Genomic DNA, 12,690 nt, shown 5'->3' with positions numbered 1-12,690 from the left:
GCCTCGGGCAGGCTCGCGGCGGCGTGCGCCGGTCTCCTCGCCCTGGTCGCACCGGTGCTCGCCGCCCCCACGGCCGCGGCCCCGGGCGGCCCCGCCCCGCTCGCCGCCGACGAGGGCCCGGCACCGAACGGTGACGTCGCCCAGGAAGGTGACGGCCCCTCGGGCGTCGTCGGCGTGACGGCGGGTGGGGCGTCGCCGACGGCCGAGCCCGACGCCGGTCGGGGTGGCGCCGGCCCGGGTGACGACGGGGACACCACCCGTCCGCTGGACCGCAAGGTCCCCAGCGTCGGCAAGCTCATCTGGGAGACGGCGGACGGCGGGCTCCGGATGTGCTCCGGCGCCGTGGTCGCGGCCCCCAACGGCAGCGTCGTCGCCACCGCCGCCCACTGCGTGCGGGAACCCGGGACCCCCGCGCCGGGCGACGCCTGGTTCCTCCCCGGCTACGAGCACGGCTTCGACACCTTCCGCCGCGACGGCTGGCAGGTGACCGGGGTCCACCTCCCCGAGGAGTGGGACGTCACCCGCCCACTGCGGGAGATCCTCCCGCACGACTACGCGTTCCTGACCGTGGAGCGGCGGGAGGGCCGCACCCTCCAGGAGACGCACGGCGCCAACCGGCTCCGCTTCGCCCCGGTCCCCGAGGAGGACGCGGTGACGGCCATCGGCTACGCCGCCGCCCACCCCTACGACGGCGAGTCGCCCTACTACTGCACCGGTCCGACCCGGGTGATCGGGCCGGACGAGGCCATCGCGGCGAACGTCGGCGGACTGCTCCTGGAGGAATGCGGGCTGACGCAGGGCGCGAGCGGCGGGCCGTGGCTCCAGCGGGTGGACCCGGGGACCGGCGCGGGCACGGTCGTCGGCGTGACCTCGGCGGCGACCGGCCACGGCGAGATCGTCGGCCGTCCCTACCCCGCGGGGGCGCGCGCGTTGTACGACGCCGCCGCGGGCGAGCCCCGGGCCGCCCTGCCCGACCGGTGAGCGCCCTGCCCGAACGAGGCCCGGCGCCCCGGCCCCTCCGCCCGGCGGTCCGTCAGCCCCCACTGCCGCCGGTCACCCCGCCGGGGCGAGAAAGGTGTCGAACTCCGACCGGTACCCGCTCCAGGCGTCCGGCCCGGCCGCGTACTCGGTGTCGGAGAGCAGGCAGGAGTCCAGGACCCGGACGAGGTCGTCGCAGGGGAGCTCGGGGGCGGTGAACACCAGGTGCTGGACGCGGTCGCCGTGCTCGGGGTCCCAGTCCAGCGCCGCCGCCGCGCGCCGCTCGGCGGGTACCAGCTCCCAGGCGGCGTCGGGCAGGGCCGCCAGCCACGGCCCGGTGCTCTCGACGCAGAGCGCGCCGCCGGCGCACTCCCACGACACCAGCGTGTCCGGCCGGTCGGCGAGCCAGAACCGGCCCCGGCTGCGGACCGCGACGCAGGCCAGGTCCTCCAACGCCGCGAAGAGACGGCCGGGGTGGAACGGGCGACGGGCGCGCCAGACGGTGGTCGCCACCCCGTGGGCGTGGTCGTCGTGCGGCAGCAGCGCGCACGCGGGGTGGCGACGCCCCGCCGCCGCCTCGGGGTCGAATCCGGGCCGCACGGCGTCGGCGAAGCCCGGCTCGTCCGTCCGTACCTGACGCGCGGTCGGGTGCAGCTGCCGCAGCAGGGCGTGGTCGGCGTCGTCGGCGGCCTCCGGACCGGCCACGACGACCAGCACGGAGGGGTACTCCAACTGCCGGGCGAAGGTGTCGGCGACGGTGCGGCCGTCCCCCGGGGCCGCGGCGAGGCCGCACTCGTCCAGGCCGTCCCCGTTGGCCAGGCACGGCAGGACCAGCGCCGGGTCCACCGCGGTGACGACGCCGTCCAGGCTCACGCGTTCCGAGCTGTGTGCGGCCACCACCTCGGCCATCGACTGGGGTTCGACGGAGTCCCACAGTTCGACGACGGCCAACGGGTGGGTGCCGCAGGCGGCGAGCCGCTCCAGCTCCGGCACGAGGTCGTCGCGGAGCGCGCAGCAGGCGCACTCGTTGACCAGCGGCACCTCGCGTGCGCCGGTGGTGCCGCCGGCGTCCCGGAGCGAACTGGTCACGGTGGAGCCGGTCGCCCCGGTGAGGTCGTGGTGGAGGGCGACTGCCCCGGGCACCGCGCGCAGCAGTGCCTCGGTCGTCGCCCTCCGGGCCTCGCCGTGCATGCCGGCGACGATCACCACGCTCAGCATCAGCGGCCACCGCTCCGTCGGTAGCGGCGCTCGAAGCGCTCCACGCGGCCTTCGGTGTCCATGACGCGTGCGGTGCCGGTGTAGAAGGGGTGGCTCGCCGAGGAGATCTCGACGTCGACCACGGGGTAGCTGCGGCCGTCCTCCCACTCCACGGTCGGCGCGTTCTCGCGCGCGGCCAGGGTGGAGCGGGTGAGGAAGGCGGTGCCGGCGGAGCGGTCGCGGAAGACGACCGGGCCGTAGGCGGGGTGGATCTGCTGCTGCATGACGGTTCCTCTCTCGGTCCGTGGGGTCTCAGCGTTCCTCGCGGAACGCCACGTGGCGCCGTACGACGGGGTCGTACTTGCGCAGGGTCATTCGGTCGGGGTCGTTCCTGCGGTTCTTGCGGGTGACGTAGGTGAATCCGGTGCCGGCGGTCGAGCGGAGCTTGACGACCGGGCGGATGTCGTTGCGTGCCATGCCGCTACTATACAGAAACGGGAATCATTTTCATTAAGCGTTCCGGTGGTCCCGGGTATTCCCGCCGCGCCCACCGGAGCCTGCCCCCGGCGCAGCCGCCGGAGAACGAGAGGACCGCAGCAGATGTCCGCCCACTGCCAGCTCACCGGCCGCAGCCCCGGCTTCGGCAACCACATCTCGCACTCCCACCGCCGCACCCCTCGACGCTTCGACCCGAACATCCAGCGCAAGCGGTACTGGCTGCCCAGCGAGTGCCGCCACGTCCGCCTCCGGCTCAGCACCAAGGGGATCCGGACCGTCGACACCATCGGGATCGAGGCCGCCGTCGCCCGCGTCCGGGCCCGCGGCCACCGCGTCTGACCCGTACCGCTGCGGGCGGCCCCCGGCCGCGCCCACGACGCTTCCGAACGCCCCGCGCTTCCCTCCCGCACACCCGACCACCACGGAGACCGTCCATGGCCAAGAAGAGCAAGATCGCCAAGAACGAGCAGCGGCGGCGCGTCGTCGCCCGCTACGCCGAGCGCCGCGCCGAACTGCGCGACACTATCCGCCGCCCCGGCACCCCGCCCGCCGAGCGCGAGGCCGCCCAGCGGGAGCTGCGCGCCCAACCGCGTGACGCCGCCGCGGTCCGCGTCAGGAACCGCGACAGTGTGGACGGCCGCCCCCGCGGCCACCTCCGCGCGTTCGGCCTCTCCCGCGTCACCACCCGCGTCCTCGCCCACGCCGGCCACCTCCCCGGCGTCCGCAAGGCCTCCTGGTGAGCCGCGGAACGGGCGGACGGCGCCACGGCGGCACCGGCAAACCCCGGGCCAACCCGCTGCACGCCGCCCGCATCACCTCCATCGACTACAAGGACACCGACCTGCTCCGCCGCTTCGTCTCCGACCGGGGCAAGATCCGCTCCCGCCGCCTGACCGGCCTCACGGTGCAGCAGCAGCGGGAGATAGCCCGCGCGGTGAAGACCGCCCGGGAGATGGCCCTGCTGCCGTACGCCGGTCCCGCGGCGGCGGCCGGACGCCGCGGCTAGGTCCTGTCTGGGAAGTGGCGCCGCGGGCCAGGCGGGATTCATCAGACAGGGCCCAGCGGGGCCGCCGTCCGCCCGTCGTGCCCGCTCCGCGGCGGGCACGACGGGGGCAGCCCGGTGCTCCTCCGCGAGCCGGGGCCGACGGCCGCCGCCGTCCGTCCTGCCGCTCGTGGTCGATCCGTCCGCGCCAGGGACAGCCGAGGGTCCACCCGCGTAGCATCCGCCCCATGGGCGACGCGACGACGCAGACTTCCGGGGCCACCGCGGGCGGCCAGTGGTTCCCGCCGGAATGGCCCGACCGGATCAGGGCGCTGGCACGCGGCGAGATCACCCCGCCCGAACCCCGCCCCTCCGCGACCGTGCTCCTGCTCCGAGACCCCCCTCCCGGGCGGGAGACGGGGACCGCCGCCGCCTCGGGGCCCGAGGTCTTCCTGCTGCGCCGCAGGGCGTCGATGGCCTTCGCCGGTGGCGCCTGTGCGTACCCCGGCGGCTCCGTCGACCCCCGCGACCGCACCCCGCTCACCTGGGCAGGCCCGGGCCCCGCCGGCTGGGCGGACCGACTGGGTGTGGACGAGGCGACCGCCCAGTCCGTCGTCTGCGCCGCCGTCCGCGAGACCTTCGAGGAGGCCGGCGTCCTCCTCGCCGGCCGTACCGCCGACGACGTGGTCTGCGACACCACCGGGGACGACTGGGAGGCCGACCGCCGCGCGCTGGTCTCCCGCGAACTGGCGTTCTCCGACTTCCTGGAGCGCCGCTCGCTGGTCGTCCGCGACGACCTGCTCGGCGGCTGGGCGCGATGGATCACCCCCGAGTTCGAGGCCCGCCGCTACGACACCTGGTTCTTCGTGGCGCTGCTCCCCCCGGGCCAGCACAGCCGCAACGCCTCCACCGAGGCCGACCGCGCGGGCTGGACCGCCCCCGCCGATGCGCTCGCCGGCTACCGGTCGGGCGACCTGCTGATGATGCCCCCGACCGTCGCCACGCTGCGGGCCCTGCTCCCGCACGCCCGGGCCGGTGACGTGCTGCTGGCCGCAGCCGGACGCGACCTGGCGCCGGTCCTCGCACGCGCCCGGCTGGACGGCGGACGCGTGGTCCTCAGCTGGCCGGGGCATGACGAGTTCGAACGCACGGTCGCCGCCACCGCCGAGTCCCCGACCGCCGCCGGCCCTCCGTCCGCCGCCACTGGCGACCGACCCACCCCCGCCGCCCCCGGGAAGGACACCCCATGACCGACGCCGCCGCGCCCCCCGGGGAGCCCGAGACCGCGGTCACCGACGGACCGGTCACCGAACGCGCCACCTGCCTGCTGGCGCCCAACCCGTCGATGATGACCCTCGACGGCACCAACACCTGGGTGCTCGCCGAACCCGGCGCGCGCGAGGTGGTCGTGGTCGACCCCGGCCCTCTGGACGAACAGCACCTCGCGCGGGTCGCCGCCACGGCGACCGCCGGCGGACGCACCGTCGCCCTCACCCTCCTCACCCACGGCCACCCCGACCACGCCGACGGCGCCGAACGGTTCGCGGAGCTGACCGGTTCCGCCGTCCGCGCGCGGGACGCCGCCTTCTGCCGCGGCGCGGAGCCGCTGGTCGCCGGGGAACTGCTCATCGTGGACGGCCTGCGGCTCACCGTCATCCCCGCCGCCGGCCACACCGCCGACTCCGTCGCGCTGCTGCTGGCGGCGGATCACGCGCTGCTCTCCGGAGACACCGTGCTGGGCCGCGGCACCACCGTCGTGGACCACCCTGACGGCGACCTCGGCGACTACCTCGACACGCTGCGCCGCCTGCGCGCCACCGTCATCGACGACGCAGTCCGCGTGGTGCTCCCCGGCCACGGCCCCGTGCTGCGGGACCCGGCCGGCGTCATCGACTTCTACCTGGTGCACCGCGCCAAGCGGCTCGCCCAGGTGGAGACCGCCGTCGAGGCCGGACACCGCACTCCGGCCGAGGTCGTGGCGCACGTCTACGCGGACGTGGACCGCTCGCTGTGGCCGGTGGCCGAGCGGTCCGTCCGCGCCCAGCTGGTGTATCTCACCGAGCACGGCCTGATCTGACCGGCCGCCGACGCCGAGCGCCGTCAGCGGCTGCGGCGGGCCAGTCGCTCGATGTCGAGCAGGATCACCGCGCGGGCCTCCAGCCGGAGCCAGCCACGGGCCGCGAAGTCCGCCAGCGCCTTGTTGACCGTCTCGCGGGAGGCGCCGACCAGCTGGGCCAGCTCCTCCTGCGTCAGGTCGTGCACCACGTGGATGCCTTCTTCGGACTGCACACCGAACCGGCGCGACAGGTCGAGCAGCGCCTTGGCGACACGACCCGGCACGTCCGAGAAGACGAGGTCGGACATGTTGTCGTTGGCGCGGCGCAGTCGGCGGGCGACGGCACGCAGCAGGGCACCCGCGACCTCGGGCCGCACGTTCAGCCAGGGCTGGAGGTCGCCGTGGCCCAGGCCGAGCAGCCGGACCTCGGTCAGCGCGCTCGCGGTGGCGGTGCGCGGTCCCGGGTCGAAGAGCGACAGCTCACCGATCAGTTCCCCGGCGCCGAGCACGGCGAGCATGTTCTCGCGGCCGTCGGCGGAGGTGCGGTGCAGCTTGACCTTGCCGTCGGTGACGACGTAGAGGCGGTCGCCCGGGTCACCCTCGTGGAACAGCGCCTCCCCGCGCGAGAGCGTCGTCTCGGTCATGGAGGCGCGCAGCTCGGCGGCCTGCTCGTCATCGAGCGCCGCGAACAGCGGTGCGCGGCGAAGAACGTCGTCCACGAGGTCTCTCTCCCTCTCGGCTGTGGGCCAGGTGTCGGCCGCTGGGCCCCATCATGCCGGACCGCACTGGGGTGCTGTCAGTCACAAGTCTGACCTACCGGAACCGTTTGCATGCCGCCAGGGGGGCCGTTCGGTGCTCACGGCCGGGCCGGGCGGCCCGCTGCCCGCGCGCCGGTGCGCGCCTGCCACCGCGCTCAATCGGCCGCACAGCACCGGCAGAAGGTCGCCGCCGCGGTCCGTCGCGGACGGTGGCGAACGGTGGTGTTCCGCCCACGGCGAACAGGCGGCCACGGCACGTCGGGACGGTCCGGCAGCGGCCCGACCGGTGGTTGCGGTGCACCCCGCGACCGGTACGGCACCACCACCCCGTCGTCGCTCAGCGTGACCGGGGGAGCGCCTTCGGTCGGCGCGAGCACCCCTGCCCGCCGCTGCCGCCGTGTCTCCTCCGGGGCCGTCGTGGTGGCGCCCGCGGGTCGCCTCGCTCCCCGCGCGACGGGGCCCGCTCCCCGCGCGCGGCAATGCCCCGATGCGCCCCGCACGCACCGGCGGCCACGCCGGTACCGGCCGCAACCGCCACGGCCGAAGGTCCGTCCGGCGTAGCCTTCCTGGCATGGCTGAGAGCAGGGTGCGCGCGGGGACGTCGGACACGGGGAAGAAGGCCGCGAGGACGTCGGACGCGGTCGCGTCGGGGGAGAGCGCCGGCGCCCGCGGTGAAGCGGGGAAGCCCGCCACCGGGAGGCCGGCCGGCAGGAGTTCCACGGCCAAGGGCTCCCGGACGACGGGCTCCCGGGCGAAGGGCTCCTCGGCCGAGCAGTCCGTGCGACGGGTCGGGACGGCGTCAGGGGTACGCAAGCCCGAGAGCCGGCTCGCCATGGTCCGACGGGCCCGACGGATCAACCGCGAGCTCGCGGAGGTCTACCACTACGCCCACCCCGAGCTGGATTTCGAGAACCCGTTCGAGTTGCTGGTGGCGACGGTGCTGTCCGCCCAGACCACCGACCTCCGCGTCAACCGGACGACCCCCGCGCTGTTCGCCGCCTACCCCACGCCCGAGGCCATGGCCGCCGCCGATCCCGCCGAGCTGGAGGAGCTGATCCGCCCGACCGGGTTCTTCCGGAACAAGGCGAAGTCGCTCCTGGGGCTCTCCGCGAAGATCTGCGAGGAGTTCGGGGGCGAGGTGCCCGGCCGGATGGCGGACCTCGTCTCGCTGCCCGGCGTCGGGCGGAAGACGGCCTTCGTGGTGCTCGGCAACGCCTTCGACGTTCCCGGACTGACGGTGGACACCCACTTCGGCCGGCTGGTCCGCCGCTGGCGGCTCACCGAGCAGACCGACCCGGAGAAGGTCGAGGCGGAGATCGCCGACATCATCCCGAAGAGTGAGTGGACGATGTTCTCGCACCGGGTGATCTTCCACGGTCGGCGGGTCTGTCACAGTCGGAAGCCCGCCTGCGGGGTCTGCCCGATCGCCGCGCTCTGCCCCTCCTACGGTGAGGGCGAGACCGATCCCGACAAGGCACGCGGCCTGCTGAAGTACGAGCTGGCCGGCGAGCCCGGGCAACGGCTCAAGCCACCGGCCGACTACCCCGGCCCCGCGGCGCGGCCCGCCGACGAGTCCGCCGCGGGCGACGCGTGAGCCCCCGCGAGTCGGCAGGCCCGGCGGTCGAGGGGGAGGCGGCGGGCCGCGCGGCTGCCGGCGGCGGAGCGTCGGTCGGCGAGGTGCCCGGCCCGCCCGCCGGCGGAGGCTCATCCACCGGACCCGACGCGCCGACACGCCGGGAACCCCCGGAGGCGCCGCTGCTGAGCGAGGTTGGCATCCCGCCGTGGCTCCGGCCGGTCGCCGACGCCGCCAGGACCGTCGCGCCCCACCAGCTGAGCCGGTTCCTGCCGCCCGAGCGCGGCGGCAGGCCGGCCGCCGTGCTGGTGCTGTTCGGCGACGGCCCGGAGGGCCCGCACCTGCTCCTCACCGAGCGCGCCGGGACCCTGCGGCAGCACGCCGGCCAACCCTCCTTCCCCGGAGGTTCGTTGGACCCGGAGGACGGCGACCCCCGCAAGGAGGGTCCGTTGCGCGCCGCGCTGCGCGAGGCCGAGGAGGAGACCGGCCTCGACCCCGGGGGAGTGAGGCTGTTCGCCGAACTGCCCCGCCTCTACATCCCCTTCAGCGACTTCGTGGTGACGCCCGTCCTTGGCTGGTGGCACACCCCGTCCCCGGTCGCACCGGTCGACCTGGGGGAGACCGCGCGGGTCTTCACCGTCCCCGTCAGCGAACTGACCGATCCCGCGCATCGCGGTACCGCGGTGCACCCCAGCGGCTACCGTGGCCCGTGCTTCGACGTCCGTTCCGCGCTGGTCTGGGGGTTCACAGCGGGCATCATCGACCGCGTGCTGCACTACGCCGGTTGGGAGATCCCCTGGGACCGGAACCGGCACTACAAGCTCGACGGCGGCGCGTGAGGCACCGCCCCCTGACGTGAGACGGTGGCCGCCATGAACGCAATCGACCTCATCCTGCTGCTGGCCGCCGTCTGGTTCGCGGTCCTCGGCTACCGACAGGGCTTCGTGGTCGGTGTGCTCTCCGTCATCGGGTTCATCGGTGGCGGCCTGATCGGGGTCCGGCTTCTCCCGATCGCCTGGGACCACTTCAGCGACGGCCGGCCACCGGGGTCGATCGGAGTGGTGGTCGCGGTGGTCATCGTCATCGTCCTGGCCTCCGTCGGGCAGGCGTTGACGACCCACTTCGGCAACCGGCTCCGACAGCACATCACCTGGTCGCCTGCGCGGGCCCTGGACGCGACGGGCGGCGCCCTGGTCAACGTGATGGCGATGCTGCTGGTGGCCTGGCTGATCGGCTCCGTACTGGAGAAGACCACGCTGCCCACGGTCGGCAAGGAGGTGCGGGCCTCCCGCGTGCTGCAAGGTGTCTCCGACGCGCTGCCCGACAACGCCGACACCTGGTTCGACGACTTCAGCCGCACCCTGTCGCAGCAGGGATTCCCCCAGGTCTTCTCGCCGTTCACCGAGGAGCCCATCACCGACGTGGCCGCGCCCGACCCGGAGCTGGTCGACAGCCCCGCCGTCACCCAGGCGCGCGAGTCCATCGTGAAGGTGGCCGGCACCGCCCCCAGCTGCGGGAAAATACTGGAGGGCACCGGGTTCGTCTTCGACGACGGCAAGGTCATGACCAACGCGCACGTGGTCGGCGGGGTCAGCGAACCGACCGTGCAGATCGGTGGCGAGGGGCCGCTCTACGACGCCACCGTCGTCCTCTACGACTGGCGGCGCGACGTCGCGGTGCTGGACGTGCCGGACCTGGACGCGCCGGCGTTGCCGTTCGCCGAGGACGCCGCCGTCAACGACGACGGCGCCATCGTCGCCGGCTTCCCCGAGAGCGGCCCGTTCGACGTGCGGTCCGCCCGTATCCGCGACCGCATCCAGGCCAACGGCCCGGACATCTACCGGCGCGGGACCGTCAACCGTGACGTGTACTCGCTGCGGGCGCTGGTACGCCAGGGCAACTCGGGGGGCCCGCTGCTCACCCCCGACGGCGCGGTCTACGGGGTGATCTTCGCCAAGTCCCTCGACGACGACGACACCGGCTACGCGCTCACCCACGACGAGGTGCGCGGTGTCATCGAGCGGGGCCGCACCGCGGACCAGCCGGTGGACACGGACAGCTGCGCCATGTGACGGCCGGTGGCTCCGCCGGGTCCGTGAGGGGCCGGGCGGGGCCGCGGACCACGGCGCGACGCCGGTACGACCGAGGCCCGCCGCCGGGCGTCACCCCGAGGGGACGCCCGGCGGCGGGCCTTCGTGCGGTCGCGCTGTACAGGTCGATGCGGACGGGCGGGGTAGGTGTCTGATCAGCCGCGCGGGTGGCGCAGCCGGGTCGAGACCCAGCGCGCCCTACGGCGCAGGATGTGTGGAAAACCGATACTCGGATCTCTCGTCGTCAGGCGGCCGGGACCCGCTCGTCGAGCAGCGCTCTGCGCTCTGACGGCGGCTCCGTTGCCGCTCCGTTCGCGTGTCGCGTCACGGGAGTCGTGCGTCCAGCCCATAGTGCGTCTCTGCCCCCGCCTTCGGGTGGGTAACCGTCACGGATGCCAGGAATTGGCCCATGCGTCAGGCACATCTGTGCGACTGTGAACCGTTCGTGATCGTGCGGTTCCGTGAAGTTCTCACGGAGGGTGTGAAGAAACCGAAAAGGCCCCGCGACGGCCCGGCACTCGGAGCGCGACCCGTGGTGACCCCACGCGGTCGCGCGCCTACCCGGACCGAGGCACCCCACACCGGCTTCCGGTGCCGGGCGCGCGCCGCCGCCCGGCACCGGCGACGGAGGACGCCGGGGATGCCGGGGACACCGCACCGGATTGCGGTCCGGTCAGCGGTCGGGCTCCGGGTCGCGCAGCCAGTCGATCAGCTCGGTGGAGAACGCCAGCGGGTCCTCCTCCTGAGGGAAGTGCGCGAGTCCGTCGAAGAGCCGCCACCGGTACGGCGCCTCCACGTAGGCGTTGGAGCCGGCCGAGCTCCGCGCCCGGATCACCGGGTCCAGCGAGCCGTGCAGGTGGAGCGTGGGGGCGAGTACCGGGCGCCGCATCCGCCGGTTGAACTGGATGCCGTCCGGTCGTGCCAGCGAACGCACCAGCCAGCGGTAGGGCTCCACCGAGCAGTGGGCGGTCGAGGGGATCGACATCGCCTGCCGGTACAGCTCCAGGTCCGCCTCCTCGGGGCCGCGCGGTCCCGACCACTCGCGCAGCAGCCGTCCGACCAGCGCCGCGTCGTCCGCCAGCAGCTGCCGCTCCGGCACCCACGGTCGCTGGACGCCCCACACGAAGGAGCCGGCAGCCGTCTGCCGCGGGTCCCGCAGCATCGCCGACCGCCAGTTGCGCGGGTGCGGCATGGACGTCACGGCCAGCCGCCGCACCAGCTTCGGCCGCATCACCGCGGCCGTCCACGCCAGGTAACCGCCGAGACCGTGGCCGACCAGAGCGGCGTCCGGCTCGCCCAGCGACCGGATCACGCCGGTGATGTCCAGTGCCATGTTGGCCGGGTCGTAGCCCCGCGGCGTGCGGTCGCTCCCTCCCACGCCCCGCAGGTCCATGGCGACGGCGCGGTACCCGGCCTCCGCCAGGGCGGGGAGCTGGTGCCGCCACGTCCACCAGAACTGCGGGAAGCCGTGCACCAGCATCACCAGCGGCCCGTCCCCCATCTCCGCGATGTGGAACCGCGCACCGTTGGCCGCGACATCGCGATGGGTCCACGGACCGGGCTGCTCGACGAGACTGGTCCGTGCCTCGGAACGTTCGGGAGCGGTCATGCGGGGAGTCTGTCACCTTCGTCCGCACCCTCACGCGGGCGCGGCTTGACGTTGGAGAGAACGGCGGCCGACTCCTTGGCGGAGGACCCCAGATCCGGCTTGGGCATGCGCTGGAACTCGCGCTTCGCCACGAGGCCGGCGATCCCGGCGATGACCAGGTAGAGCGCGCCGACCACCAGGAACGCGATCGCCAACGGCACGTCCCACCAGTTGCGCAACCAGAACACCAGCGCGGCCGTCAGCGGGAACGGCGCCAGCACCAGGAAGACCAGCGCCACCGCCCCGGCGGAACCGCCCTTCTTGCCGCGCTGGACGTCCTCACGGAGCTTCGCCTTGGCCAACGCGATCTCGTCGCGCATCAGCTCGGACACCTGCCCCGACGCCTCGGCCACCAGCTTCCCGATGCTGCGGCCCTCGTCGGCTGCGCTCATTGCGTCATCCCTCTCGCTGGGTAACGGACCTGCCCGCCGGGGAGCCCGGCGGGGTGCCACCGCCGCGTCCCTCGGGAGCCCGGCGCGGGCGCCACCGCCGCACGGCGCGCCCCGGCGGCCGACCCGGTCGGGGCCGGCGCGGTGCGCCGTACCGTCGGGAGACGGCCGTGCAGCGACAGTAACGCCGCCGTGCCGGTGCGTCATCCGGACGCGGCGGCCGTTGAGCCGTCCGCCGCGCGGATCACGCGCCGGAAGCAGCGGCGCTCCGTCATGGTATGCGCCCGCGGGGCTCCAGGGGTGGCCGGGAGGCCGGGCGCCGGCGACACCGCCGCCGAGGCGGTGCCGCCCGGCGCGTACCCCGCTGACGGCCGCTCAACCGGTCTGTGGCCGCGGCGCGTCGGCCCGGCGGGCCGCCCCGGCGGCTCGGACGCCCGTCGGCCACCGGGATCGCGCGCGGGGACGGACGGGGACGTGCACGGGCCGGCGACGGGAACGCGCGTGGGGGGGGGGGGGGGGGG

Annotated in this window: 15 protein-coding genes; 9 read left to right on the top strand and 6 right to left on the bottom strand. The window is 74.7% G+C overall.

Annotated features, from left to right (window positions below):
* Positions 1-981 (top strand): trypsin-like serine peptidase (locus tag HCJ92_RS16875; protein ID WP_167934435.1); only part of this gene is annotated, 981 nt, incomplete at its 5' end.
* 72 nt (positions 982-1,053) lie between these two features.
* Here the strand turns inward: HCJ92_RS16875 and HCJ92_RS16870 are convergent.
* From HCJ92_RS16870 to rpmG, 3 genes are read right to left on the bottom strand one after another with little or no spacing between them, the layout of a single operon-like run.
* The gene (locus HCJ92_RS16870; RefSeq protein WP_167934434.1) at positions 1,054-2,196 is read right to left on the bottom strand and encodes a CobW family GTP-binding protein; all 1,143 of its coding nucleotides are present in this window, start codon (positions 2,194-2,196) and stop codon (positions 1,054-1,056) included.
* Positions 2,196-2,459: a type B 50S ribosomal protein L31 gene (locus HCJ92_RS16865; protein ID WP_167934433.1), complete on the bottom strand. Its 264-nt coding sequence runs from the start codon at positions 2,457-2,459 to the stop codon at positions 2,196-2,198. The genes HCJ92_RS16870 and HCJ92_RS16865 overlap by 1 nt, the downstream gene beginning before the upstream one ends.
* 28 nt (positions 2,460-2,487) lie before the next feature.
* Positions 2,488-2,652, bottom strand: a complete 165-nt coding sequence (rpmG, locus tag HCJ92_RS16860) for a 50S ribosomal protein L33 (protein ID WP_167934432.1) — start codon at positions 2,650-2,652, stop codon at positions 2,488-2,490.
* Positions 2,653-2,775: 123 nt separating this feature from the next.
* Between rpmG and rpmB the strand changes: the two genes are divergently transcribed.
* The 5 genes from rpmB (at position 2,776) to HCJ92_RS16835 (ending at position 5,732) form a co-directional block, all read left to right on the top strand.
* On the top strand, positions 2,776-3,012 hold the full coding sequence (rpmB, locus tag HCJ92_RS16855) for a 50S ribosomal protein L28 (protein ID WP_167934431.1): 237 nt from the start codon (positions 2,776-2,778) through the stop codon (positions 3,010-3,012).
* A gap of 95 nt (positions 3,013-3,107) precedes the next feature.
* The gene (gene rpsN / locus HCJ92_RS16850) at positions 3,108-3,413 is read left to right on the top strand and encodes a 30S ribosomal protein S14 (protein WP_167934430.1); all 306 of its coding nucleotides are present in this window, start codon (positions 3,108-3,110) and stop codon (positions 3,411-3,413) included.
* Positions 3,410-3,679 (top strand): 30S ribosomal protein S18, encoded by a 270-nt coding sequence (gene rpsR / locus HCJ92_RS16845; protein WP_167934429.1) that lies wholly within the window; start codon positions 3,410-3,412, stop codon positions 3,677-3,679. Before rpsN ends, rpsR begins: the two co-directional genes overlap by 4 nt.
* A 224-nt stretch (positions 3,680-3,903) precedes the next feature.
* Positions 3,904-4,905, top strand: coding sequence for an NUDIX hydrolase (locus HCJ92_RS16840; protein WP_167934428.1), 1,002 nt, complete (start codon positions 3,904-3,906; stop codon positions 4,903-4,905).
* Positions 4,902-5,732 (top strand): MBL fold metallo-hydrolase, encoded by an 831-nt coding sequence (locus HCJ92_RS16835; protein ID WP_167934427.1) that lies wholly within the window; start codon positions 4,902-4,904, stop codon positions 5,730-5,732. The genes HCJ92_RS16840 and HCJ92_RS16835 overlap by 4 nt, the downstream gene beginning before the upstream one ends.
* 23 nt (positions 5,733-5,755) lie before the next feature.
* Here the strand turns inward: HCJ92_RS16835 and HCJ92_RS16830 are convergent, their stop codons facing one another.
* Positions 5,756-6,430 (bottom strand): Crp/Fnr family transcriptional regulator, encoded by a 675-nt coding sequence (locus HCJ92_RS16830; protein ID WP_167934426.1) that lies wholly within the window; start codon positions 6,428-6,430, stop codon positions 5,756-5,758.
* A 610-nt stretch (positions 6,431-7,040) separates the two neighbouring features.
* On the opposite strand from HCJ92_RS16830, the gene nth reads away from it, so the two are divergent.
* From nth to HCJ92_RS16815, 3 genes are all read left to right on the top strand, one after another.
* Positions 7,041-8,063 (top strand): endonuclease III, encoded by a 1,023-nt coding sequence (gene nth / locus HCJ92_RS16825; RefSeq protein ID WP_245240946.1) that lies wholly within the window; start codon positions 7,041-7,043, stop codon positions 8,061-8,063.
* 161 nt (positions 8,064-8,224) lie between these two features.
* A complete protein-coding gene (locus HCJ92_RS16820; protein WP_209311230.1) occupies positions 8,225-8,881 on the top strand; it encodes an NUDIX hydrolase in 657 nt (218 codons plus the stop codon).
* A gap of 33 nt (positions 8,882-8,914) precedes the next feature.
* Positions 8,915-10,114 (top strand): MarP family serine protease, encoded by a 1,200-nt coding sequence (locus HCJ92_RS16815; protein WP_167934425.1) that lies wholly within the window; start codon positions 8,915-8,917, stop codon positions 10,112-10,114.
* A 691-nt stretch (positions 10,115-10,805) separates the two neighbouring features.
* Here the strand turns inward: HCJ92_RS16815 and HCJ92_RS16805 are convergent.
* Both HCJ92_RS16805 and HCJ92_RS16800 read right to left on the bottom strand, forming a co-directional pair.
* The gene (locus HCJ92_RS16805) at positions 10,806-11,741 is read right to left on the bottom strand and encodes an alpha/beta fold hydrolase (protein WP_167934423.1); all 936 of its coding nucleotides are present in this window, start codon (positions 11,739-11,741) and stop codon (positions 10,806-10,808) included.
* Positions 11,738-12,172: a phage holin family protein gene (locus tag HCJ92_RS16800; protein ID WP_167934422.1), complete on the bottom strand. Its 435-nt coding sequence runs from the start codon at positions 12,170-12,172 to the stop codon at positions 11,738-11,740. The genes HCJ92_RS16805 and HCJ92_RS16800 overlap by 4 nt, the downstream gene beginning before the upstream one ends.
* Positions 12,173-12,690: the final 518 nt, after the last annotated feature.

The organism is Streptomyces spiramenti, assembly GCF_012034385.1.
GTDB classification, from domain to species: domain Bacteria; phylum Actinomycetota; class Actinomycetes; order Streptomycetales; family Streptomycetaceae; genus Streptomyces; species Streptomyces spiramenti.
Note: the sequence above shows the minus strand (reverse complement) of the source record. Positions and strands in the feature narration are given on the sequence as shown.

What these genes read in the sequence shown, in the direction of transcription:
- rpsN (WP_167934430.1), top strand. Translation starts at nt 3,108, where the DNA reads ATGGCCAAGAAGAGCAAGATCGCCAAGAACGAGCAGCGGCGGCGCGTC.
- rpmG (WP_167934432.1), bottom strand. Translation starts at nt 2,652, where the DNA reads ATGGCACGCAACGACATCCGCCCGGTCGTCAAGCTCCGCTCGACCGCC.
- rpmB (WP_167934431.1), top strand. Translation starts at nt 2,776, where the DNA reads ATGTCCGCCCACTGCCAGCTCACCGGCCGCAGCCCCGGCTTCGGCAAC.
- HCJ92_RS16805 (WP_167934423.1), bottom strand. Translation starts at nt 11,741, where the DNA reads ATGACCGCTCCCGAACGTTCCGAGGCACGGACCAGTCTCGTCGAGCAG.
- HCJ92_RS16815 (WP_167934425.1), top strand. Translation starts at nt 8,915, where the DNA reads ATGAACGCAATCGACCTCATCCTGCTGCTGGCCGCCGTCTGGTTCGCG.
- HCJ92_RS16865 (WP_167934433.1), bottom strand. Translation starts at nt 2,459, where the DNA reads ATGCAGCAGCAGATCCACCCCGCCTACGGCCCGGTCGTCTTCCGCGAC.
- HCJ92_RS16800 (WP_167934422.1), bottom strand. Translation starts at nt 12,172, where the DNA reads ATGAGCGCAGCCGACGAGGGCCGCAGCATCGGGAAGCTGGTGGCCGAG.
- HCJ92_RS16870 (WP_167934434.1), bottom strand. Translation starts at nt 2,196, where the DNA reads ATGCTGAGCGTGGTGATCGTCGCCGGCATGCACGGCGAGGCCCGGAGG.
- HCJ92_RS16840 (WP_167934428.1), top strand. Translation starts at nt 3,904, where the DNA reads ATGGGCGACGCGACGACGCAGACTTCCGGGGCCACCGCGGGCGGCCAG.
- HCJ92_RS16835 (WP_167934427.1), top strand. Translation starts at nt 4,902, where the DNA reads ATGACCGACGCCGCCGCGCCCCCCGGGGAGCCCGAGACCGCGGTCACC.
- nth (WP_245240946.1), top strand. Translation starts at nt 7,041, where the DNA reads ATGGCTGAGAGCAGGGTGCGCGCGGGGACGTCGGACACGGGGAAGAAG.